Source organism: Actinoplanes sp. NPDC026623, from assembly GCF_040638275.1.
Taxonomy (GTDB): Bacteria; Actinomycetota; Actinomycetes; order Mycobacteriales; family Micromonosporaceae; genus Actinoplanes.
In genome coordinates, this window is record NZ_JBEZXZ010000098.1 from 3,892 (window position 1) to 25,810 (window position 21,919).

The 21,919-nt window shown below is 71.3% G+C and carries 25 protein-coding genes; 15 read left to right on the plus strand and 10 right to left on the minus strand.

Going from position 1 to position 21,919, the window contains the following annotated elements; genetic code table 11:
- Positions 1-84 precede the first annotated feature (84 nt).
- Positions 85-750 (minus strand): DedA family protein, encoded by a 666-nt coding sequence (locus tag AB0F10_RS25960; RefSeq protein WP_360630117.1) that lies wholly within the window; start codon positions 748-750, stop codon positions 85-87.
- Between the two features lie 117 nt (positions 751-867).
- Here AB0F10_RS25960 and AB0F10_RS25965 point away from each other — a divergent pair, with 117 nt between their 5' ends.
- The 6 genes from AB0F10_RS25965 (at position 868) to AB0F10_RS25990 (ending at position 6,646) form a co-directional block, all read left to right on the plus strand.
- Positions 868-1,305 carry a hypothetical protein gene (locus AB0F10_RS25965; RefSeq protein ID WP_360630120.1) on the plus strand — a complete coding sequence of 146 codons (438 nt, stop codon included), beginning with the start codon at positions 868-870 and terminating at the stop codon, positions 1,303-1,305.
- Positions 1,306-1,310: 5 nt separating this feature from the next.
- Positions 1,311-2,174 (plus strand): MFS transporter permease, encoded by an 864-nt coding sequence (locus tag AB0F10_RS25970; RefSeq protein ID WP_360630201.1) that lies wholly within the window; start codon positions 1,311-1,313, stop codon positions 2,172-2,174.
- A complete protein-coding gene (locus tag AB0F10_RS25975; protein ID WP_360630123.1) occupies positions 2,155-3,801 on the plus strand; it encodes an alpha-amylase family protein in 1,647 nt (548 codons plus the stop codon). The genes AB0F10_RS25970 and AB0F10_RS25975 overlap by 20 nt, the downstream gene beginning before the upstream one ends.
- A gap of 132 nt (positions 3,802-3,933) precedes the next feature.
- A complete protein-coding gene (gene fabG / locus AB0F10_RS25980; RefSeq protein WP_360630126.1) occupies positions 3,934-4,692 on the plus strand; it encodes a 3-oxoacyl-ACP reductase FabG in 759 nt (252 codons plus the stop codon).
- Positions 4,693-4,774: 82 nt separating this feature from the next.
- Complete coding sequence (locus AB0F10_RS25985) at positions 4,775-5,179, plus strand: hypothetical protein (protein WP_360630129.1); 405 nt, start codon at positions 4,775-4,777, stop codon at positions 5,177-5,179.
- Between the two features lie 3 nt (positions 5,180-5,182).
- Complete coding sequence (locus tag AB0F10_RS25990; protein WP_360630132.1) at positions 5,183-6,646, plus strand: glutathionylspermidine synthase family protein; 1,464 nt, start codon at positions 5,183-5,185, stop codon at positions 6,644-6,646.
- A gap of 4 nt (positions 6,647-6,650) precedes the next feature.
- Here the strand turns inward: AB0F10_RS25990 and AB0F10_RS25995 are convergent, their stop codons facing one another.
- Together AB0F10_RS25995 and AB0F10_RS26000 are read right to left on the minus strand one after the other, a co-directional pair.
- Positions 6,651-7,079, minus strand: coding sequence for a hypothetical protein (locus tag AB0F10_RS25995; RefSeq protein ID WP_360630135.1), 429 nt, complete (start codon positions 7,077-7,079; stop codon positions 6,651-6,653).
- A complete protein-coding gene (locus tag AB0F10_RS26000; RefSeq protein WP_360630138.1) occupies positions 7,072-7,437 on the minus strand; it encodes a hypothetical protein in 366 nt (121 codons plus the stop codon). The genes AB0F10_RS25995 and AB0F10_RS26000 overlap by 8 nt, the downstream gene beginning before the upstream one ends.
- A 78-nt stretch (positions 7,438-7,515) precedes the next feature.
- On the opposite strand from AB0F10_RS26000, the gene AB0F10_RS26005 reads away from it, so the two are divergent.
- The 3 genes from AB0F10_RS26005 (at position 7,516) to glsA (ending at position 10,188) form a co-directional block, all read left to right on the plus strand.
- Positions 7,516-8,412: a Gfo/Idh/MocA family oxidoreductase gene (locus tag AB0F10_RS26005; RefSeq protein WP_360630141.1), complete on the plus strand. Its 897-nt coding sequence runs from the start codon at positions 7,516-7,518 to the stop codon at positions 8,410-8,412.
- Positions 8,413-8,523: 111 nt separating this feature from the next.
- Positions 8,524-9,027, plus strand: a complete 504-nt coding sequence (locus AB0F10_RS26010) for a hypothetical protein (RefSeq protein ID WP_360630144.1) — start codon at positions 8,524-8,526, stop codon at positions 9,025-9,027.
- Between the two features lie 27 nt (positions 9,028-9,054).
- On the plus strand, positions 9,055-10,188 hold the full coding sequence (gene glsA, locus AB0F10_RS26015; protein WP_360630147.1) for a glutaminase A: 1,134 nt from the start codon (positions 9,055-9,057) through the stop codon (positions 10,186-10,188).
- Here glsA and AB0F10_RS26020 read toward each other — a convergent pair.
- The 3 genes from AB0F10_RS26020 to AB0F10_RS26030 all read right to left on the minus strand — a co-directional run bounded on the left by AB0F10_RS26020 (position 10,123) and on the right by AB0F10_RS26030 (position 15,221).
- Positions 10,123-11,928, minus strand: a complete 1,806-nt coding sequence (locus AB0F10_RS26020) for an SLC13 family permease (RefSeq protein WP_360630150.1) — start codon at positions 11,926-11,928, stop codon at positions 10,123-10,125. The genes glsA and AB0F10_RS26020 overlap by 66 nt on opposite strands.
- 67 nt (positions 11,929-11,995) lie before the next feature.
- On the minus strand, positions 11,996-13,663 hold the full coding sequence (locus AB0F10_RS26025; RefSeq protein ID WP_360630153.1) for an AbgT family transporter: 1,668 nt from the start codon (positions 13,661-13,663) through the stop codon (positions 11,996-11,998).
- Positions 13,664-13,709: 46 nt separating this feature from the next.
- Positions 13,710-15,221 carry a M17 family peptidase N-terminal domain-containing protein gene (locus AB0F10_RS26030; RefSeq protein WP_360630156.1) on the minus strand — a complete coding sequence of 504 codons (1,512 nt, stop codon included), beginning with the start codon at positions 15,219-15,221 and terminating at the stop codon, positions 13,710-13,712.
- Between the two features lie 323 nt (positions 15,222-15,544).
- On the opposite strand from AB0F10_RS26030, the gene AB0F10_RS26035 reads away from it, so the two are divergent.
- Positions 15,545-15,853 (plus strand): anti-sigma factor, encoded by a 309-nt coding sequence (locus tag AB0F10_RS26035; protein WP_360630160.1) that lies wholly within the window; start codon positions 15,545-15,547, stop codon positions 15,851-15,853.
- 10 nt (positions 15,854-15,863) lie between these two features.
- Here the strand turns inward: AB0F10_RS26035 and AB0F10_RS26040 are convergent, their stop codons facing one another.
- Positions 15,864-16,076, minus strand: a complete 213-nt coding sequence (locus tag AB0F10_RS26040; protein ID WP_360630204.1) for a hypothetical protein — start codon at positions 16,074-16,076, stop codon at positions 15,864-15,866.
- Between the two features lie 313 nt (positions 16,077-16,389).
- Here AB0F10_RS26040 and AB0F10_RS26045 point away from each other — a divergent pair, with 313 nt between their 5' ends.
- A complete protein-coding gene (locus tag AB0F10_RS26045) occupies positions 16,390-16,728 on the plus strand; it encodes a hypothetical protein (protein ID WP_360630163.1) in 339 nt (112 codons plus the stop codon).
- Between the two features lie 70 nt (positions 16,729-16,798).
- On the opposite strand, the gene AB0F10_RS26050 is transcribed toward AB0F10_RS26045, so the two are convergent.
- Positions 16,799-17,806, minus strand: a complete 1,008-nt coding sequence (locus AB0F10_RS26050) for an AraC family transcriptional regulator (RefSeq protein ID WP_360630166.1) — start codon at positions 17,804-17,806, stop codon at positions 16,799-16,801.
- A 270-nt stretch (positions 17,807-18,076) separates the two neighbouring features.
- Here AB0F10_RS26050 and AB0F10_RS26055 point away from each other — a divergent pair, with 270 nt between their 5' ends.
- The 3 genes from AB0F10_RS26055 to AB0F10_RS26065 all read left to right on the plus strand — a co-directional run bounded on the left by AB0F10_RS26055 (position 18,077) and on the right by AB0F10_RS26065 (position 19,847).
- On the plus strand, positions 18,077-18,433 hold the full coding sequence (locus tag AB0F10_RS26055; RefSeq protein ID WP_184989705.1) for an STAS domain-containing protein: 357 nt from the start codon (positions 18,077-18,079) through the stop codon (positions 18,431-18,433).
- Between the two features lie 28 nt (positions 18,434-18,461).
- Entirely contained in the window at positions 18,462-18,797 is a 336-nt protein-coding gene (locus AB0F10_RS26060; RefSeq protein ID WP_360630168.1) for a YnfA family protein, read from the plus strand.
- 585 nt (positions 18,798-19,382) lie between these two features.
- Positions 19,383-19,847 (plus strand): VanZ family protein, encoded by a 465-nt coding sequence (locus AB0F10_RS26065; protein WP_360630171.1) that lies wholly within the window; start codon positions 19,383-19,385, stop codon positions 19,845-19,847.
- On the opposite strand, the gene AB0F10_RS26070 is transcribed toward AB0F10_RS26065, so the two are convergent.
- Positions 19,762-20,664, minus strand: coding sequence for an alpha/beta hydrolase (locus AB0F10_RS26070; protein ID WP_360630174.1), 903 nt, complete (start codon positions 20,662-20,664; stop codon positions 19,762-19,764). The genes AB0F10_RS26065 and AB0F10_RS26070 overlap by 86 nt on opposite strands.
- 75 nt (positions 20,665-20,739) lie before the next feature.
- Here AB0F10_RS26070 and AB0F10_RS26075 point away from each other — a divergent pair, with 75 nt between their 5' ends.
- Positions 20,740-21,081, plus strand: a complete 342-nt coding sequence (locus AB0F10_RS26075) for a helix-turn-helix domain-containing protein (RefSeq protein WP_360630177.1) — start codon at positions 20,740-20,742, stop codon at positions 21,079-21,081.
- Here the strand turns inward: AB0F10_RS26075 and AB0F10_RS26080 are convergent.
- Entirely contained in the window at positions 21,071-21,562 is a 492-nt protein-coding gene (locus AB0F10_RS26080; protein WP_360630180.1) for a VOC family protein, read from the minus strand. The genes AB0F10_RS26075 and AB0F10_RS26080 overlap by 11 nt on opposite strands.
- Between the last annotated feature and the right edge of the window lie 357 nt (positions 21,563-21,919).

Consider the following 21,919-nt stretch of genomic DNA (forward strand, 5'->3'; position numbering starts at 1 on the left):
CTTCCGTGGTCTCGGGCCCTCCCCTGGGTCCTTCCCCCCGCACCCCGGGGCGTTGCGCCCGGCGGCAACGCCCCGCCCCGCTTTTTATTGGCCGGGGCCCGCGCGTCGCCGTTTGCGCACCTTCCTGGCCACCCAGAAGCCGATCGCGGCGGCGATCAGCGCCAGGATCGCGTAGTCGAACCAGCGGCTGTACACCTCGACGTCACGCCAGTGCGTGCCGAGCGCGTAGCCCCCGCCGATGAACAGGCAGTTCCAGACGCCGCTGCCGATCGCGGTGAGCAGCGTGAAGACGCCCAGGTTCATGTGGTTGGCGCCGGCCGGTATCGACACCAGGCTGCGGATCACCGGCGCCATCCGGCCGAACAGCACGGCGCCGCGCTCGTGCCGCCCGAACCACCGGTCGGCGGTGTCCAGATCGTCGGCGTCGACCAGCGGGATGCGGTCCAGCCAGCGGCGCAGCCGCTGCTCGCCGATCGAGTACCCGAGCCAGTAGAGCGCGAGCGCGCCCAGCACCGAACCCGCCGTCGCCGCCAGCGCGACCAGCACCACGTCGACCCGGCCGGTGCTGGCGAGATAGCCCGCCATGGACAGCACGATCTCGCTGGGTATCGGGGGGACCAGGTTCTCCAGCGCCACGAGCAGGCCGACGCCGGCCGCGCCGAGCGATTCGATGACCGAGGCCACCCAGCCGGTCAGGCCGCCCAACTGGCCGGGCTCGGCCTCGACGGCCAGGGGGTACGACACGCTCATCGGCTCTCCTGCTCTGTCGTTCGGTGGGCTACCCACGACCCAGAGTACGAACCGTCCGCGTGAACGAGGGCGCCGTGGTGGCCGGGGGTGGCGCGGCGGCGGTAGTGTCCCGGCCCGATGGAAACGTTGAGCACACGGGGACGCAGGGTCCGGGTGGCGGTGACCGCGCTCGGGGCGCTGCTGCTGCTCCTGGGCACCTTCCGGGGCCAGGACGACGACTTCCCGTTCGGGCCGTTCCGGATGTACGCCACCGCGCCGGACCCGGACGCCGACGCACCCGACACCCGGGTCGAGGGCGTCGACGCGACCGGCCGCACGATCGTGCTCACCGAGGCCAACAGCGGCCTGCGGCGGGCCGAGATCGAGGGGCAGCAGGGTGCCTACGTCGCCGATCCCGGCCGGCTGAGCCAGGTCGCCGCCGCCTACGCCGAGAAGAGCCCGGGCGCGGCGCCGCTGCGCACCGTGCGGATCGTGATCCGCTGGGAGGGCATCGAGCACTCCCGGCCCACCGGGACCAGCCGGGACGAGACCATCGCCACCTGGACGGCGCCGTGAACAGGATCACCGGCTGGCTGACCGAGCCGGTGCCGCTCGGGCGGATCGCCGCGTTCCGCACCCTGATCTACCTCTTCGTCGCGGCCGACCTGGTCGTGTTCACCCCCTGGGTGCGCCACCACGCCAGCACCCCGGCCGACCTCTACGAGCCGCTGTTCGCCGCGCGGCTGCTGCACCTGCCGACACCGACGCCGCTGCTCGTGCACGGCGTCTTCTGGGCGCTGCTCGCCCTCGCGCTCGCCGCGGCGACCGGGCGCGCGCCGCGCCTGCTCGGCTGGGCCGTCTTCGCGCTCTACTTCGAGTGGATGATCATCGCGATGAGCTACGGCAAGGTCGACCACGACCGGGTCGGGCTGCTGATCGCGCTCACCGCGCTGCCGACCGTCGGCCGGGCCCGGCACGGCGACCCGACGCGTACGGAGGCCGGCGGCTGGGCGCTGCGGGTCACCCAGATCGCCGTGATCTGCACGTATTTCCTGGCCGCCATGGCCAAGCTGCGGTTCGGCGGGGTGGACTGGGTGACGAGTTCCGTGCTGGCCCGGGCGATCATCCGGCGCGGCACGGATCTCGCCGACCGCATCGCCGGGGTGCCCTACCTGCTGATCCTCGCGCAGCTCGGGATCATCGCGTTCGAGCTGACCAGCCCGGCGATCTTCTTCCTGAAACCGCGCTGGCGCAACTACGCGGTGGCGTTCTTCTACTCGTTCCACGTTGTCACGTTCGCCACCATCACGATCTCGTTCGCGCCGCACCTGGCGGCGCTCACCAGCTTCCTGGCGCTGGAGAAGGTTCGTCCCGTCGTGTGGGTCCGGGGTTTCCTGGAGCGGCGCCGCGGACAAGTAGAGACCCATGAGCGACCGGTGGTATGAAAAGGCCGTTGTCTATTGCCTCGACGTCGACACGTACGCCGACTCCAACGGCGACGGCGTCGGCGACTTCGGCGGGCTGATCGGGCGCCTCGACTATCTGGCCCGGCTCGGCGTGACCTGCATCTGGCTCAATCCGATCCATCCGACGCCGGACCGCGACGACGGCTACGACGTCGAGGACTTCTACAACGTCGACCCGCGCCTCGGCACCCTCGGCGACTTCGCCGAACTGCTGCACCAGGCCCGGGACCGGGGCATCCGGGTGATCATCGACCTGGTCGTCAACCACACCTCGGACCGGCACCCGTGGTTCCAGTCGGCGCGGTCGTCGCCGGACTCGCCGTACCGGGACTGGTATGTCTGGTCCGACAGCGAGCCGCCGGACCGGCACCAGGGCATGGTCTTCCCGGGCGAGCAGGCCGAGACCTGGAGCTACGACCGCACCGCGAAGAAGTGGTTCTACCACCGGTTCTACAAGTTCCAGCCGGACCTCAACATCAAGAACCCGCAGGTACGCAGGGAGATCGAGAAGATCTGCTCGTTCTGGCTGCAGCTCGGCGTCTCCGGCTTCCGGATGGACGCCGTGCCGTTCATCGTCGAGGAGACCGAGGCGGGCAACCCGAACTCGCCCAAGGACATGCAGTTCCTCAGCGACCTGCGCCAGCACGTGCAGTGGTGCCAGGGCGACGCGGTGCTGCTGGCCGAGGCGAACGTCGAGCCGGAGCAGCTCAAGGAGTACTTCGGCGACGCGGGCGGCTCGGCCAACCGCATACACATGCTCTTCGACTTCATGCTCAACGGCCGGTTCATGCTCGCGCTCGCTCGCCGCAGCCCCGAGCCGATCATCGATGCGCTGCGCGACACCCCCAGGCTGCCGGCCGGCGCGCAGTGGGCGACGTTCCTGCGCAACCACGACGAGGTCGACCTGTCGCGGCTCACCGCCGAGCAGCGCGAGGAGGTGTTCGAGCAGTTCGGCCCGGACGAGAACATGCAGCTGTACGGCCGGGGCATCCGCCGCCGGCTGGCATCGATGCTCGGCGGCGACCGGCGGCGCATCGAGCTGGCGTACGCGCTGCAGTTCAGCCTGCGCGGCACCCCGGTGCTGCGGTACGGCGAGGAGCTCGGCATGGGTGAGGACCTGTCGCAGGAGGGGCGCGACGCCATCCGTACGCCGATGCAGTGGTCCCTGCTGCCCAACGCCGGCTTCTCCAGCGCGGGTACCGTCGACCTGATCCGCCCGGTGATCTCCGACGGCGACTACGGGTACGAGCGGGTCAACGCGACCGCGCAGCGGCACGACCCGACGTCGCTGCTGTCGTGGTTCGAGCGGATGATCCGCACCCTGCGGGAGGCGTCCGAGGTCGGCAGCGGCAGCTGCGCGCACGTCGACGTGCCCGCGCCGGCGGGCCTGCTGGTGCACCGCGCCGACGACGTCACCGGCACCATGCTGTTCCTGCACAACCTCTCCGACGAGGGCGGGGTCGTCGACCTCGGTGAGCTCTATCCGGAGGCCGAGTCCCCCAACGACGTGCTCGCCGACCAGGAGTACGCGGAGCCCGGCCGGCTCGACAAGCTGGCCGTCGCGGGCTACGGCTACCGATGGATCAGGCTCCGCCGGCGGCCCTGAGTAAATTTGCACCTCTAGTGCTTAAAGGCCGTCGGTGCAACAACTTGTGAGAAGAACCCGCCAGGTAACTCACGGGTAACGACTGGGTTAGAGTCGGCCGGACTTGCTTTCGATCACAGCGGGAGGCCGAGGATGACCCAGCCGAATCGGGTAGCGATCGTGACCGGGGCCGCTCGCGGCATCGGCGAGGCGACCGCGCGCAAGCTCGCCGCCGACGGGATGGCCGTCGCGGTCGTCGACCTCGACGAGGGCGCCTGCGCCAACACGGTGACCGCGATCCACGACGCCGGCGGCACCGCGCTCGCCGTCGGCGCCGACGTCTCGAACGCCGCGCAGGTCACCGCCGCCGTCGACCGCGTCGCGGCCGAGCTCGGCGCCCCGACCGTGCTGGTCAACAACGCCGGCGTGCTCCGCGACAACCTGCTGTTCAAGATGACCGACGACGACTGGGAGACCGTCATGGCGGTCCACCTGCGCGGCGCGTTCCTGTTCAGCCGGGCCGTGCAGAAGCACATGGTGGAGGCCGGCTGGGGTCGCATCGTGAGCCTGTCCAGCACCTCCGCGCTGGGCAACCGGGGCCAGGCCAACTACGCCGCCGCGAAGGCCGGCCTGCAGGGCTTCACCAAGACCCTCGCCATCGAGCTCGGCCGCTTCGGCATCACCGCGAACGCGGTCGCGCCGGGGTTCATCGTCACCGACATGACCGCCGCGACCGCGGCGCGGGTCGGCGTCGATTTCGCCGACTTTGAGAAGGCTGCGATCGGTCAGATTCCGGTCGGCCGGGCCGGGCGTCCCGAAGACGTCGCGAACACCGTATCCTTCCTGGTCAGTGACGGAGCGGGGTTCGTCTCCGGGCAGGTCGTCTACGTGGCGGGCGGCCCTCGCGACTAGCTCCCCGCTTGATTCGGGGCGCTACAAATGATGGTGCGACCCCGGACGGTGAAGGGCGGAGAAGCGGACTGTGAATCGACGGATGAGCTCGCGAAGCGTGGCTCTGAGCAGCACGTTTCTGTTGCTGGCCGCGGGCGGCGCGGCGGCCTGCGACAGCGGCAACGACTACCACGACGAGGGCTTCTACTGCGCTGACGAGAACGGCGTCATCGTCGACGAGGACTACTGCGACGACGACAACAACGGCGGCGGTTTCGGTCCGGGCTTCTTCATCTGGCACTCGTCGGGCTACCGGTCCGGCTATCCGGTCGGTTCCAAGCTCCCGGCCGGCGGCTCCAAGTTCGCCTACTCCGACAAGGCCGCCCGGTCGTCGTTCGGGCTGCCGCCGAGCGGGCGGATCAGCAACGGCACGGTGAAGACCAGCGTGGTCGGCAAGGGCGGCAGCGGCAGCCACTCCGGAAGCCACTCCGGCAAGTCCGGCGGCTGAACCTTGCGTCGGATTCCCTACGGGCCGGTCCGCGACGGCTGGCGGCTCACCAACTACAGCCTCGGCCTGACCTACAACGACACCGAGCTGCCGGACGGCACGATGATGTCGTACTGGCAGGAGGGGCCGTACTACGACTTCTCCGAGGCCGAGATCGAGGAGCTCGAGACGGCGACCACCGTCCTCGAAGGCATGTGCATCGAGGCCGGCGACTGGATGGTCCGGCAGTGCCCGCGGCACACCGCGCAGGGCCGCCGCGACGGCTACTTCGCCTCGGTCTGCGCGCCCGAGACCTGCTTCCTCGCGAAGATCGGCATCCCGGAGTACGCGCACGAGCAGATCATCCGCACCTGGTTCGACGGCGACGCCGAGACCTGGACGCACCGCGACAAGGACCCGGACGGCCATCTGCCCCTGCAGACGCCGGACTTCTCGCCGTCCGTCTACGGCCGCTTCGACCTCTGGTACAACGGCGCGGGCACGACGCCGCGCCTGCTCGAATACAACGCGCAGACGCCGACGTCGCTGGTCGAGGCCGCGGTCATCCAGTGGCACTGGGTCGACCAGACCAATCTGACCCAGCACCCGTGGCGGCAGTGGAACTCCATCCACGACCGGCTGGTCGGCTGGGAGGCGATGGACGGCGAGCCGGCCAACCCCGGCGCCTGGCGCCGCAACATCGGCAAGCTGCGCGAGGCCCGTCCGTGGCTGCCGGAGAAACCCAAGATCTTCTTCGCGTACGAGACGAGCGAGGCGACCGGCGAGGACCGGATGAACGTGGCCTACCTCATGGCGACGGCCGAGGAGGCCGGCTTTCCGGTCGAGCTGATCGCGATGAGCCAGATCGGCTGGGACGTGGCCGGCGACCGGGTGCTGTTCGTGCCCGCGCCCGGCCAGGAGCACAAGGCCGAGCCGATCGACGTCATCTTCATGCTCTATCCGTGGGAGTGGTTCTGGAACGAGGAGGGCGGCAAGGGCTTCTTCCGCAACATGGCCGACCCCAGCAAGCGCGGCACGGTCTGGATCGAGCCGCCCTACAAGGCGGCGCTGATCGGCAACAAGGCGCTGCTGCCGGTGCTGTGGAAGCTCTTCGGCGCCGACCCGGAACGCGGTAAATACCTGCTGCCGGCGTACTTCGCGGAGTCGTCCGCGGCGGCCAAGCTCACCTCGTACGCGAAAAAGCCCGTCTGGGGTCGCGAGGGTGGCTCGGTCACCCTGGTCAAGGACGGGGTCACCATCTCGGAGAACCCGTCCGAGTACGGCACCGACGGCCGCTACGTCGTGCAGGAGTTGCTGGAGCTTCCGTCGTTCGACGGCCTGGAGGGCACGGTCCACCCGGTGATCGGCGCCTGGCTGATCGACGGCGAGCCGGCCGGCATGGGCATCCGCGAGGGACTCGGCGTCGACGGCCTGGTCACCAAGGACCGCTGCAACTTCCTGCCGCACACCGTCGGCGCGAGCGACTGAGGGGTCAGTCGCGCGGGCGGTTGTGCCACAGCCACCAGAGGCCGACGACCGGCAGGAACAGCGGGACCAGGCCGTAGCCGCTGCCGAACTGCGACCAGACGGTCGCGTCCGGGAAGGCCGCCTTGTCGAAGATGCTGAGCGTGCCGACCACCAGCACGCCGACGAGCTCGATCGAGCAGCTGATCAGCGCGATCCGCCGCCCCCGGGTGCCGCCGACGGCCAGCCCGACGGTGGCCGCGATGTAGACAAGCGCGGCGAACGCCGACAGCAGGAAGGCCAGCGGCGCCTCGGAGAACTTGGTGGCGATCTGCACGCCCGCGCGGGCGCTGGCGGACAGCGCGAAGATGCCGTAGACGAGCAGCAGCACCCGGCCGGCGCCGGTGCCGATGGCGGCGTCGGTGGGGCGGGTCGATGCGGGCGACGGCTCAGCCACCGGTCACCTCCGCGATCTGCTGCAGCCGCAGCACGAGAACCGGCAGCACCAGGCAGGCGACGCCGAGGATCATGGTGCCCCACCGGGTCGGCTCCAGCCGGGCGAGGTAGAACCCGACCGGGGCGAACGCGATGGTGGTGATCAGATAGCCGACGAACGTGGACCACTCGGTCGGGCGTTCGCCGACGAAGAGCCCGACGACCGCCACCACGACCAGCACCGCGACCAGCGCACTCAGGCCTAGCATGGCCCACAGGTCCGTGTTGCTCGGCGCCCGGTCGAGCGCGCAGCGGACCAGGTACCAGATACCCAGCAGTAGGGCCACGACGATGGTCGCGGTCGATAGTGGGCCGTTCATCACCGGCACAGCGTACTGAGCCGCCCCGCCGTGTTAGCTTTCGGCCGGGTGTGATCTTGAATGGAAGGCGGCACGAGGATGCGGTTCGGACTTTTCGGTACGGGACCCTGGGCCCAGCAGGCGCATGCCCCGGCGCTGGCGGCACACCCGGACGTCGAACTGGTCGGCGTGTGGGGCCGTGACCCGGCGAAGGCGTCGGCCCTGGCGCAGGAGCACGGCGCCAAGCCGTACGCGGAGATCGACGACCTGATCGCCGACGTCGACGCCATCGCGGTGGCCCTGCCGCCCGACGTGCAGGCGGACATCGCCGTGCGTGCCGCCCGCGCGGGCAAGCACCTGCTGCTCGACAAGCCGGTCGCGTTCACGCCCGAGGCCGCGGCCGAGGTCGTCGCGGCCGCCGAGGAGAACGACGTTGCCGGTGTGGTGTTCTTCACCCGCCGCTTCATGCCGGAGATCCAGCAGTTCATCGAGCGGGCGCAGGCCACCGAGGGGTGGCTGGAGGCGCGCATCGACCATCTCGGCTCGATCTTCCAGCCGGGCAACCCGTTCGGGGCCTCGGTGTGGCGCAAGGAGAGCGGCGGCCTCTGGGACGTCGGCCCGCACGCGGTCGCGCTGATCCTTCCGGTGCTCGGCCCGGTCGCCGAGGTGACCGCGCTGGCCGGCGCCCGCGACATGACCCACGTGCTGCTCGGCCACGCGAACGGCGCGATCAGCACGCTGACCCTGTCGGTCGACGCGCCCGCGGCTCTGGAGCGCGAGGACGCGGCGTTCTTCGGTGAGTCCGGCGTGGCGGACGTGCCGCCGGTGCCGTGGCTGCCGGTGGAGGCGTTCGGGCGGGCCGTGGACGCGCTGATCGGCGCGGCCGGCGGCGGCCCGGCCTCGCCGCTGGACCTGGCGTTCGGCACCGAGGTCGTGCGGATCCTGGCCGCCGCGGCCGAGTCGGTCAAGACCGGCCGGACGGTCAAACTCGGCTAGTTGCATGGCATAGGCGCGAAATGTGGATCCTGCTCATGTATGGCCGATTTCGTGGTTAGGGTTGCCCTGACGACGTCGTTCACCGCTACATGGGAATGATCGGGGCGGGCCATGAATGCTTTGTTGAATTCGCTGACCGAGGCGGAGTTTCTGCTGGTCCGCGAGACCGAGACCGCGCAATTGGCGGAGCTGGACGAGGACGGACTCGTCGAGCTGCACACCCGGGTCCGGCGGGCTCGCAACAAATACTCGAAGTCTTATCGGCGCGAGGCCGCACAGCGCGTCGCCGAGCAGGGCGGCCGGGGCAAGGCGCGTCCGAAGAACACCCGCAACGCGCAGAAGGCGGAGGTGTTCGAGGACGCGCTGGCCCGGGTGAGCCGGCACCTCGCCGCCGCGGCGAAGCGCGCCGCGGCGGAGTTGAAGGCCGAACGGCTGGAGGCGGCCCGCGCCCAGCGCAACGAGGCTCCGCCGAAGGCGGTCCGGCGTCCGGCGTCGGCCCCGGCCACGCCGCAGCGGTCGCAGCGGCCGCCTGCGTCGGCCCCGGCGGTGCGCAAGCGGCATGCCGGCACCAAGGCCGTCGGCGCCCGGCGCCAGGCCAAGCGCGACAGCAAGTAGGGCGTACCGCCCCCGGCGGAGCGGTAGATGATCATTGATCGCGCGGGGCCCGACGGCGCCGGGCGGCCGTTCGTCTCCACCGGCAGGCTGCCGCCGTCGCCGGTCGTGGCGGACCTGATCCGGCAGGCGCATCGGCGCTACGCGCCCGACGACCGGGGTTCGCTCTCGGCGGTCTATCCGGCGCTGACCCGGGTGCGGCCGGACCTGTTCGGGGTGGCGGCGACCGGCACCGCCGGCGACGGCTACGCGGCGGGCGACGCCGACGTGCAATTTTCGATCATGAGCATCGCCAAGCCCTTCGTCTTCGCCCTGGTCTGCGATGCCCTCGGCGTGGAGCAGGCGCGCCTGGCCATCGGCGTCAACGCGACCGGCCGGGCGTTCAATTCGCTCGCGGCCGTCGAACACGGTCCGGCCGGGCGTACCAATCCGATGGTCAATCCGGGTGCGATCGCGACCACGAGCCTCGCCCCGGGCGCGACGCCGGACGACCGGTGGGGCTTCATCGTCGCCGGGCTGTCGCGGTTCGCCGGGCGGCCGCTGTCCCTCGACGCCGAGATGTACGCCTCGGCGTCGCGATCCAACCAGCGCAACCGGGCGATGGTCCATCTGCTCGACGGCCTCGGCGGCCTCGGCTGCGACGCGACCGAGGCCCTCGACGCGTACACCCGGCAGAGTGCGCTGCTGGTCAGCGCCCGCGATCTCGCGGTGATGGGCGCGACCCTCGCCGACGGCGGCCTGAATCCGATCACCGGCGTGCAGGTCCTCGGCGCCCGGAGTTGCCGCTGCGCCCTCGCGGTGATGACCACGGCGGGCCTGTACGAGACGTCCGGCGACTGGCTCTACGACGTGGGGCTGCCGGGCAAGAGCGGTATCGGCGGGGGCATCGTCACCGTGTCGCCGGGCAAGGGCGGCCTGGGTACCTTCGCGCCGCTGCTGGACGAGGCGGGCAACAGCGTGAAGGGCCAGCTGGCGGCGGCGTTCCTCTCGCGGCGGCTGGGCCTGGACCTCTTCGCGTCGCAGCCCGCCGCGGGTTCGTCGCAGCCCGCCGGGGGTTCGTCGCAGCCCGCCGGGGGTTCGTCGCAGCCCGCCGCGGGTTCAGAGCCGCCAGATGAGCGGGACCAGCCCGACGGCGATCACCATGAACCAGATGATCATGGGTAGCCCGAACCGGCCGTAGTCGCCGAACCGGTACCCGCCCGGCTGCTGGATCATCAGATTCGCCGCGGTCGCGATCGGCGTCAGCAGCGCCCCGGAGGCGGCGACGGCGACGCACATCAGCACCGGCAGGACGGAGACACCGACCTCGGCCGCGGCCGCCACCGCGACCGGGATGACGATGAGCGCGGTCGCCATGTTGCTGACCACCTGGCCCAGCGCGGCGGTGAGCAGGAAGAGCCCCAGCAGCAGGAACAGCCCGCTGCCGCCGAACACCATCACGACGGCGGCGGCGAGTTCGTCCGCCGCGCCGGACTGTGCCATCGCGGTCGACAGCGGGAACATGGCGGCGACGACGATCAGCGGCGTCCAGGAGATCCCGTCGTAGGCCTGCTCGATGGTCAGCATCCTGGTCAGCACCATCGCCACGGCGGCGAGCACGGCGGCGATCGCCGGGGGGATCACGCCCGTGGCGAGCAGGACCACCATCGCCACGACGATGACCACCGCCGGGAGGGCCTCGCGGCCGAACGGCACCGCCTGGCGCCGCACCGCCGCGGGGGAGTCCACGATCAGCACGCCCTCGGACGGGTCGAGGTGGCGGTCAAGGGCCGCCCAGGTGCCCTGCACCAGCAGCGTGTCCCCGGCGGCGAGGACCGTGCGCAGGGGACCGAGCTGCTGGCCCTGGCGCTGGATGGCCAGGACGACCAGTTCGCCGCTGTCGGTGGTCATGCCCGGATAGACGGTGTCGCCGACCAGCGCGGACCGCGGGCCGAGGACCAGTTCGGCGGCGCCGACGTACCGGTTGAGCACGATCTGTTCCAGCTGGGGGGTGACGCCGTGCGGGACCCGCTCGAGCCGGTGCAGTTCGGCGAACCGGTCGATCGCCGCGGCGCCGCCGTGCACGGCGACGACGTCACCCTTCCGCAGCGGCGCGCTGCCCCGCGGGATCCCGGCGCAGGCGGCGCCCACCACGAGCGGCCCGCCGGTGCCCTGCCGGCGAAGCTCCGCGACCGGCCGCCCGATCGACCGCGAGCCGGCCGGCACCCGCAGGCCGACGGCCCGGGCGTCGAGGCCGTACTGGCCGACGAGGACGCGCGCGTGTCCACTCAGGTCGGCGGGCAGCGACCGGGGCGTGCGCTCGGGCAGCAGCCGCCGTCCGGTCAGGATCGCGATCACGATCACACCCGCCGTCAGCGGAACGCCGACCGCCGCGAACTCGAAGTAGCCGAACGGCCCGGCCCCGGCGTCGGCGGCCGCGTCCGAGACGAGGATGTTGATGGGCGTCGCGGTGAGCACCAGCAGGGATCCGGCGTGACCGGCGAAGGCCAGGGGCATCGCCAGGCCCGAGGGCGAACGGCCGAGCCGCACCGCGAGCAGCACCACCATCGGCAGCAGCGCCGCGGTGGCGCCGTTGACGCCGATCAGCGCGGTCATCAGGGCCGCGAGCACCATGACCGCCGCGAGCAGCCGGCCCCGCTCGATGCCGGCCCGTGCGATGAGCTGCCGCCCGGCCCACGCCGTGATGCCGCAGGCGTCGAGTCCCGCGCTGACGACGAACAGCCCGGCGATGAATCCGACGACGGGGTCGCCGAATCCCTCGAAGACCTGCCGCACCGACAGCAGCCCGGTGGCGAAGAGGGCGACCGCCGATCCGAGCGCCACCGCCTCCACCGGCAACCGGTTCCACACGAACAGCACGACGGCCGCGGCCAGAATGAGCAGGCAGATCGTCGCGTCGCTCATTCGTCGTCGCCGCGGGGCCGCCGGAGCCTTGCCGTGGTCATGATCTGCGGGAGTCCCGCTCGCCCGGCTATGGGAGCTCGACCGGCGCGCCGGGCCCGAGCGGGATGCCCACCAGGTACCAGCCGACGAAGAAGAGGGTCCACGCCGCCGCGATGATCAACATGTACGGGATCATCAGCGACACGACGGTGCCCACGCCCGCGCCCTTCTTGTACTTCTGCGCGAGCAGCACGATGAAGGGCAGGTAGACCATCAGCGGGGTGACGACGTTGACCGGCGAGTCGCCGATCCGGTACGCGGCGAGGACGGTCTGCGGCGCGATGCCCAGACGCAGGAACAGCGGCACGAAGATGGGCGCGAAGATCGCCCACTTCGGGATCACCCCCGGGATGATCAGGTCGAGCACGAGCGTGACCAGGATGAAGCCGATGAGCAGCCACAGCGGGCCGATGTTCGCCGACTCCAGGCCGTCGGCCATCTTCACGGCGGCGATGGTGGCCATGTTGGTGTAGTTGAAGTAGGCGATGAACTGGGCGATCACCAGCAGCATGAAGATCAGGCCGCCGAGGCCGGCGAACGTCTTGGTGATGGCCGCCATCGCGGCGGCGCTGCCCTTCAGCGTTCCGGCGCCGGCGCCGTAACACACGCCGGTGACCAGGAAGATCAACATGATGATGAAGATGAGGCTGTCCATCAGCGGCGAGTCCTCGATGAGGCTGCCGGTCTCCGGGTTGCGCAGGATGCCCCAGCTCGGCACCGCCAGCAGCGCCAGCACCGCCACCACCGCGAGCAGGCCGTACAGGGCCAGCCGCAGGCCGCGGGACTGTGCCGCCGGGTCGACCTCGGCCTCCGGCGGATCCGCGTCCGGGATCTCGGTGGCACCGCGATCGACCGCGCCGGTGAAGACGCCCAGGCGCGGCTCGACGATCTTCTCGGTGACGAAGGTGATCAGCGCGGCGAGGAACAGGGAGGACCCGATGGCGAAGTAGAGGTTGGCGGTGAGGCTGATCGTCTTCGTCGGATCGGCGAGCGCGATGGCCTCGTTGGTGATCTCGGTGATGATGCCGTCGGTCGGGGTGATCATCACGTTGACCATGAACGTGCCGCCGACCGCAGCGAACGCCGCGGCGAGGCCGGCCAGCGGATGCCGGCCGACGCTCATGAACGCCACCGCGCCCAGCGGGATGAGTACCAGGTAGCCGGCGTCCGAGGCGATCGACGACAGGATGCCGACCAGGACGATGATGAACGTCAGCGACCACTTCGGCGCGACCGCGACGAGCTTGCGGATGAGCGCGCCGATCAGCCCCGCCTGCTCGGCCAGCCCGACGCCGATCATCGCGACCAGGATGACCCCGACCACCCCGAAGTTGGTGAAGTTGGTGACGGCCGAGGTGAAGATGAACCGGATCCCGTCGGCGGTCAGCAGGCTCTTGATCTCGGTGGTCTCGGTGTGCGTGTCGACCTCGGGGTGGTAGACGTCGGCCGGCACGACGGTGACCGACGGCTCATGGGTGCCGCCCGGATAGGTCTCCTCGGCCACGATCGGGGCCGGCTCGGTGACCTCGTAGGTGACGCTGACCCCCATCGCGGCGAACGCCGCCGACAACACGATGATCACCGCGATGAGCCCGAGGAAGATCATCACCGGGTGCGGGACCTTGTTGCCGACCTTCTCGATGCCGTCCAGCATCCGCTGGCTGAACGTGCGTTTCCTGGCCGCTTCCGCCGTCATGCCTGCTCACCCCGTCGCATCTGTGCCTGGTGGCCGGAGCCGCGGTTCATCCCCGCGGCCGGGTGAAGTCGGACGCGAACGCCAGCAGCAGCCGCGCGCCGAAGCCCGAGCAGCCCGCCGACTGCCACCCGGCCGAGGACTCGTTCTGGGCGGTACCGGCGATGTCGATGTGCGCCCACGGCCGGCCGGCGACGAACTCCTCGAGGAACAGCGCGGCGTGGATCGCCGCGCCGTTCGCGCCGCCCATGTTCTTGATGTCGGCGACGTCGGAATCCATCTCGTCGCGGTAGCGGTGCGCCATCGGCAACTGCCAGACCGGCTCGTCGACCCGATCCGCCGCGGCCGTCACCTGGGCGATCAGCGCCTGGTCGTTGCCGAACACGCCGGCGATCTGGGTACCCAGCGCCCGCATGCACGCGCCGGTCAGGGTCGCGATGTCCACGATCGCGTCCACCGGCTCCTCGGTGGCGAGCACCAGCGCGTCCGCCATCACCAGGCGGCCCTCGGCATCGGTGTTGACCACCTCGACCGTCGTGCCGCCCCGGATGGACAGCACGTCGCCGAGCTTCGTCGCCGAGCCGGACGGCATGTTGTCGGTGCACATGAGATAGGCGGTCACCGCGACCGGGCAGTCGACGTCGCGCAGCACGGCCATCGCCGCCAGGATCGCCCCGGCGCCCGACATGTCGTTCTTCATCGTCGCGTGCACCGCGTCCGCGGGCTTCAGGGCGATGCCGCCGGAGTCGTACATGATCCCCTTGCCGACCAGCGTCAGCCGGGGCACGTCCGGCCCGGGGGTCGCCGGCTCGTACCTCAGCTTGATCATCCGGGGCGGGTCGACGCTTCCGGCGTTGACGCCGAGCAGGCCCCCGCAGCCGAGCCGCACCAGCGCGTCGCGGTCGAACACCTCCGCCGACAGGCCGCACTCCGGCGCCAGGACCAGCGCAAACTCCGCGATCCGCGCCGCGGTCAGCAGGCTCGGCGGGCCGTTCGCCAGGTCCCGGGCGAGCGACGCCGCCCTGACGTAGGCGGCGCCGAGCCGCGCGCCGGCCTCGGCCCGGGCCCGCGCCGGCGGGGCGGCCACCAGCGTCAGCTCCGTCACCTCGACGTGGTCCGGGGCCCGCCGCAGACCGCGGTAGCCGTACCGCGCGAGCAGGGCGCCCTCCACCGCGGCCCGGGCGTCGGCGCTCCCGTCGCGGTCGCCGCCCGGCAGCACCATGGCGAGCCGGGACTGCTTCTCCGCCGCGCGGGCGAAGGCCGCCGCGGCGTTGCGCATGCCCGCCGCGTCCAGCTCGGCGGGGTCGCCCACGCCGTACAGGATCAGCGGCGGGCCGGACGGCGCCGACACGAGCAGGGACTGGCCGATCCGGCCGGTGAACCCGACGCCCCGCAGCCGATCCCGCGCCAGGCCCACCTCGGCGGGTACCTCGCCGGTGCTGCCCACCGGCACGCCCAGCAGCTCGATGTCGGCCGGCGGGCCGGTGGAATCCACCACGGATATCCGCGCCGAGGTGCGCCACGACGGCGCCGGGTCGAACGATTCCGCCAGCAAAGCCATCCCACGAACCCCCGCGTCTCCCGACCGCACCTCGCCCCCGACGGCCGGCGCCCCAGGTCATGGCATCAGGTCGGGCTGCCACGAGTCTTGCGGTATGTACCCTTTCCGATAGGCGATTCCGGAAACTGGTAAACCGCCGGGTTAACGCGCATTCCCGCCGGTCACGGGCGGGCCGGCCGGGACCGGGTCCGGCCGTACCGCGGCCCGGCGTCCTTTTGGGGATCTGCAGGCCAATCCGGGCGGATCCCGGCGCCGAATGACGGTTGACTCTGCGGGAGCAACCGAGGGGGCTGACCCATGACGGAGCGCGGTGCCGCCCGCCGGTGGTCCGCACCGCACCGATGATCGGCGGCGGCCGGGTCACCGTGGCCTCGTCGCAGCAGCAGGACGCCGGCGTGGTCTCGCTGCGGGCCGACGAGGCGCCGCCCGCCGACCGGGCCTTCCAGATGTGGAAGATCCGCGGCACCGGACCGGCGGTCTCGGCCGGCGTGCTGCCCGCGGGGCAGGCCTCGACCGTGCAGGTCGTGGACGGTGTGCCGGGCAACGACGTCTTCGCCGTCTCGGTGGAGCCGGCCGGCGGCTCGAAGGTCCCGACGGTGCCGCGGATCGTCGCCCAGGTCCCGCTGACCTGAGCCGTCCCGGTCAGGGAACCGTGCGCTCGATGGCGGCGGCGCCGTCGCGCTCCAGCACCCGGCGGGCGCGCTCGATGTTCTCCGGTGTCGGGTCCCGGCCCTCGGCCAGGGCCAGGTCCTCGGGATCCCACGGCTGGTCCGCGCCGGTGCGCAGGATCAGCCTCCCGGGTGCATGCGGGAATCCCTGGTCGCTGGGGTCGGTGCCGCCGCTCAGCTCGGTCATGGCTCCTCCATGAGTGGACGCCGTGGAGTTCGACCTACTCAGTCCTACTCCGTCGAGCCTCCGGTGAACAGCGGCTCGGCCGCGCGTACCCATAAATCGGACGATCAAACACTTCAACTGCCAAGCGAGCGTGATTCGGACAGCCACCGCGTGCATCGGATGGACTGTGAGTTACGAGCCGAATACATTTCTGCGTTGGCGCGTGTTTGAGTGGTCCGGCGGGGACCGCTCGATGCGTGGGCCGCCAGCGGCGACTCGCGGCACGTGGCGCGAGGGGAACGTGACACATGATCGATCGCTGGGGAGTACGGCGATGAGCAGCCTGCCGGACGCCGAGCGGGACGCGAACGAGGTCGTGCGGTTGCTGGCGGGGTTCGCCGAGCTGCTGCGCCGCCGCGACTGCGTCCCGGACGACGACACCCAGGCGATGCTCGGCATGGCCCTGGACGGTGGCTTCTCGGCCGCCCGGGTCCTGGAATACCTGCGTGAACTGCAGGGCTCCGGCGACGGCGCCGCCGTCGCCGTGCCGCCCCGGCTCGGCGAATGGCGCCACTGGGTGCCGCCGCGGGGCGACCTGTTCGGCGAGATGGCAGGCGCGCCCCGCGTCACGGAGATGCCGCGCCCCCGGCGCCGCTGCGACCCGGGCGAATAACTCGCGCCCGCGCCCCGGGCTGGTCCGGCGTGGGCCGTCATGGTCCGCCAGACATGTCCGGGTTTGGGCCCTACGCCGCGGGTTCCCGTAGCGTCTCCGACGGCGAGACGCCGAAGCGCGCCCGGTAGGCGGCGGCGAAGCGCCCGAGGTGTGCGAAGCCGGTGCGGTGCGCGACCGCGGCGACGGTGACCCGGGCCGGATCCTCGCGTCGCAATGCCTCGTGCGCCCGTCCGAGCCGCACCGACTGCAGGTACGCCATCGGCGCGCAACCCACGTGCCGCCGGAAGCCCTCCTGCAGCGACCGCACGCTCATGCCGGAGATCCGGGCGAGGTCGGCGACGCTGAACGGCCGCTCCGGCTCGTGCTGGATGGCGTCGATCGCCCGCCGGACGGCGCGCGGCGAGCCGGTGGGCGCGGGCGCGCTCAGCTCGTCGCTGTAGCGGTGCCGCACGCTCAGCAGCAGCCCGTTGAGCACGCTGCGCCGCAGCAGGTCGGCGATCAGCGGCTGCCAGATCAGGCTGCCGGGGTCCTCGCTCTCGCTGCTGAGCAGCTGCACCAGCCGGCCCCAGCTCTGCGCCGCCCCGCCGCTGAGGTCGATGGCCGGCGGCAGGTCGATCGGGCCGACCACCGGGCGGCCGAGCAGCGCCGCGAGCTCCTGCTCGAGCGCCGATCGTTCGATCTTGACGTCCAGCTCGGCGGAGTGGGCGTCGTGCAGGGTGTAGACCGGGCGGCCGGGGCCGAAGACGATCCCGGTCGACGGCCCGGCGACGACCTCGTGGCCGGCGTGCCGGGCGTACACCCGGCCCGCCGTCGGGATCGTGACGTGGTAGGCGTCCAGCTCCGGGGCGACGAGCGTCACGGGGGAGCCGAAGCCGAGCTGCCCGACGGTGAGCGGTCCGAGTCTGATCACCTCGGCGTTGAACCGGAAGCCCTCGGCCCCCTCGGGCGCACCCACGGCCAACGGGTAGTAGAACCGGGCCAGCAGCGAGCGCGTGTCATCGATGTCCGCGCTGCTGAAGCTCGCGGTCGTCGGTGAAGGCGAACCGGACGAAATCGTCCTGAATTTAGCTTCACCCATCTCGTGAGGCGCTCCTACGCATACGGTGAGTATTTGGTTCTGACTGGTACGTCGTCAACGTTCACGCCATCAGCTGGCCGTTCCAGCACATTCTGGCCATATGAACTACTCTGGCGTTCCGCGCCTACCTGGCGTAACTTGCAGACCAGCGGACTGTTGTTGGGATGCGGTGTCCGGTCGGCACCTGGGTGAGGGGCCGAGTTGCGCCTGCCGGCGCAGAGACCCGCGCGAAGGTGGCGTCGCCCGCACGACGCCAGGAAGAGGGCAGCTGTGTATCTGCCGATCACCACTCGCCAGTTGGCCGATGGCACCGTCGAGATCGCGCCGAGCGGTGAGATCGATCTCGACAACGCCCACGTGATGCGCGACGCCGTCAACGACGTGCTGACCGGCACCACGCCGGGCAAGATAGACCTCGACCTCCAACGGGTGATGTTGATCGACAGCATCGGCATCGGCATCCTGGTGGCGTGCTTCCACGCGGCGGCCGCCAGCGGCGTCAAGCTCGTGGTCAGCCACCCGAGCCCGACGGTCTACCGCCAGCTCTGGATCTCCGGCCTGGTCGGCCTGCTCGGCTGCGCCGAGCCCTCGTCTCCGCGCACCTCTGTGGGCCTGCGGCCCAGCTGATCGGCCGCCGTGTGCTGGAATTCGGCACATGTCGGTGCTGCGTTCCATCGGTTTGTTCCTGCTTGCCGCGCTGGCCGAGATCGGCGGGGCGTGGCTCGTCTGGCAGGGCATCCGGGAGCACCGTGGCCTGCTCTTCGTCGGCGCGGGGGTGGCGGCGCTGGGCGCATACGGTTTCGTCGCGACCCTGCAGCCGGACGCGAACTTCGGGCGGATCCTCGCCGCCTACGGCGGGGTGTTCGTCGCCGGGTCGCTTGCCTGGGGGATGCTGGTCGACGGCTTCCGGCCGGACCGGTGGGACCTGATCGGCGCCGCGCTCTGCCTGGCCGGCGTCGGGATCATCATGTACGCCCCGCGCGGGGCATAGCGGCCCTCCCTCGGTGACTCGGCGCGGGGTGCGCCCGCAGGTCATCGCCGCTCAGGTGTGCAACGGCTTCGCCTTGACCAGGGCCGCCAACACCGCGATCGGCGCACCGACCAGGAACGACTCGGCGTCACCTCGCTGCACACGCCGCCAACGATGGCGCCGGCCGGGCCTGGGCCGGACCTGGCCGGGAGCGCGGTCAGGTCGGCCACCGTCGCCGGCCGGGTTTACGCGGCGAGCGCGCCGTTCCGCACCAGCGTGCCGACGCCGAGGTGTGGCGAAAGCGCCAGGCACGTTGGTGCGCCCGTCGTTTGGTGTGCAGAGCGGCAGTTAGCCACGCCGACGTCGAACGCCGCGCGGCATGCCGCCGGTCAGCACAATGGAGCCCGCCCCGTCGGCTCTCCGGCCCGGACGCGACGTGGATGGCCAGGCCGGCGGGGTCGCGCCGCCGCTCACGAAGGACGCGGCCTCCCACACGAAGGGCTAATTTGCAGTAAGTGCAAAAATTTGACTGCAAGTTGCGGCCGCTGCGGCCCCGGGGCGGGCGAGGTTTCGTGCGCCGTCCGGAATCCCCTAGGTTTACTGATCATGGTGCGGCGGCGGGTCACGATCACGGTCCTTCTCCTGTATGCCGCGAGCGTTGTCGCCCTCACCGTCTTCCCGATCCGGGTCCGGTCGGCGGCCTACTGGGCCGACGAGCCGTGGCGCACAATGATCCACTTGATACCCGGCGATGTGGATGGCCCGAGCTTCGTGCTCAACGTGATCATGTTCATCCCGCTCGGCGTGCTGCTCCCGCTGCTCTGGCCCCGCCTCGACGGGGTGCGCCGGCTCGCCGCGTGCGCGGCCACCGCCAGCCTGGCGATCGAACTGACCCAGTTCGTGCTCGGCATGACCCTGGGCAGCCGCCGCACGGTGGACGTCAACGATCTGATCGCCAACACCGGCGGCGCGCTGCTCGGCCTGCTTATCCTGCGGCTGGCGGTGCCGTCGCCCCGGCACCGCGCAACGTGCGTCGCAGGAACGCCGCCGTCGCCGTCACCGCCTGCGTGACGTACGGCTCCACGTCGTACAGATCGACGTGCTCGTCGGCGTCCAGCCAGACGATCTCCTTGTCGCCGGGCGCGTCCGCGTGCATCCGCGCCGCCAACTCGGGACTGCAGTAGTCGTCCTTGCGACCGTGCACGATCAGCAGCGGCGTCTCGGCGAGCAGCGCGGCCCGGCCGAGCGCGTCGAAGGTCATCAGCGAGTGCAGCGAACCGCGCGTGACCCGGTTCTCCCAGCCGGCCGCGGCGGACCGGGCCGTGCCGTAGTAGGACCACGGCTCGTCGCCGGCCATCGCCGCCTCGCCCTGCCCCGGCGCGACCGCCGGCAGGTAGTCGTCGTAGCCGTCGATGAAGCTGCGCAACGCCGCGCGGTAGCCGGACGGGTCACCGGCGAACCAGGCCGGGCTGTTGTAGGCGCCGGCGATCCCGGCCACCGCCCGGATGCGGGGGTCGGTGGCGGCCGCGCTCACCGCGTACCCGCCGCCCAGGCAGATGCCCACCACGCCGATGCGGTCCGGGTCCACCTCGCCGCGCGCCCGCAGGAAGCCGACCGCCGACCGCAGGTCGGCGAGCTTGCCCTGGGTGTCCTCGTGGCCCCGGCGGCCCGCGCTGCGGCCGAAGCCACGATGATCGAACGCCAGGGTGATCAGGCCCTGCCGGGCCAGCCGGTCCGCGTAGAGCCCGGTGACCTGCTCCTTGACGCCGGTGAACGGCCCGGTCAGGGCGACCGCGCCGCCGTCCGCGGCGGCCGGGACCCGCAGGATTCCGGCCAGTGTCAGGCCGTCGCTGGTGAAGGTGACCTCTTCGGTACGGATGTCGTCCACGCCTCGACGCTAGGCTCGGTGACGGCGGACGGCCAGAGGGCACTTCGCGGTGCCCATCCGCCTCGGGGGTTCGAAATGACGCTCATGATCCCGGACGTGCTCGAGGAGACCTGCGCGACGCGGCAGGCGCTGGAGCGGCTCGCCGCGAAATGGCGGGTGCTGCTCATCTATGCGCTGCTCGCGGGGCCGCAGCGCCCGGCAGCCCTGCGGCGAAGGCTGCCGGGCATCACGCAGAAGGTGCTGACCGAGACGCTGCGCGGCATGCTGTCCGACGGCCTGATCGAGCGGCGAGTGATCAAAGTGGAGCCCCCGCAGCACGTCGAGTACGCGCTCACGCCGCTCGGCAAGACCCTCGAGGAGCCACTGGCCGCGATCTGCGCCTGGGCGTCCGATCCCGGGGTGTCTGCTAGACCATGAGGTCCGACTCCACCTGGTGGATCCGGATGGGCATGCCGTCCGGGGTCTCGAGGTGCAGTTGGGTGCCGAGATCCAGGTCCCGGGCGACCTCCACGATCTTGACATCGTGGTCCCGCAGCCACTGCTCGAGCCGGTCGAGGGGCATGGTCGCGCAGAAGTTGAGCTCGACGGTGCTCGCGCCGCGTGCGGCGTCCGGCGGGCGGGTCACCAGCCCGATCTGGGCGGTACCCACCTGCATGAGCACCCACTCGCCGTTCCGGTCGCCGTGGTTGATCTCGCCGCCGAGCTTCTCGTAGAAAGCGACGGCCGTGGCCATGTCGCCGACATGCACCATCGGCTGAAGCCGCAGCCCCGGCAGGAAGGACCGAGGCGACGGAACCTTGGCGACCCCGACCGTCTCGGTGCGCAGCGGGTCCGGGCTGGTGCGCTGCCGGACCGGAAGGCCGGCGGACGAACGGGCGCTGCGCGGATCCGCGGCCACCAGGCCGACAGGCGCAGGGCCGGAGGCGGCGGCCGCTACCGGGGCTGGCCAGGCGCTTGTCCCGGCGGTTCTCGTTCTCTGGGGCGCCGTTCCCGGGGATGCCTCCGCGCTTGTCCCGGCGATCGCCGTGCTCGGGGTTGTTCGTGGGCTTGTTCCGGCGGTGGCTGCTTCCTGTGCCGTGCTCGGGGTTGTTCGTGGGCTTGTTCCGGCGGTGGCTGCTTCCTGTGCCGTGCTCGGGGTTGTTCGTGGGCTTGTTCCGGGGGTGGCTGCTTCCTGTGCCGTGCCCAGGGATGTTCCTGCGCCTGTTCCGGCGGTGGCCGCTCCCTGGGCCCTGCCCAGGGCTGTCTCGGCGGTGGC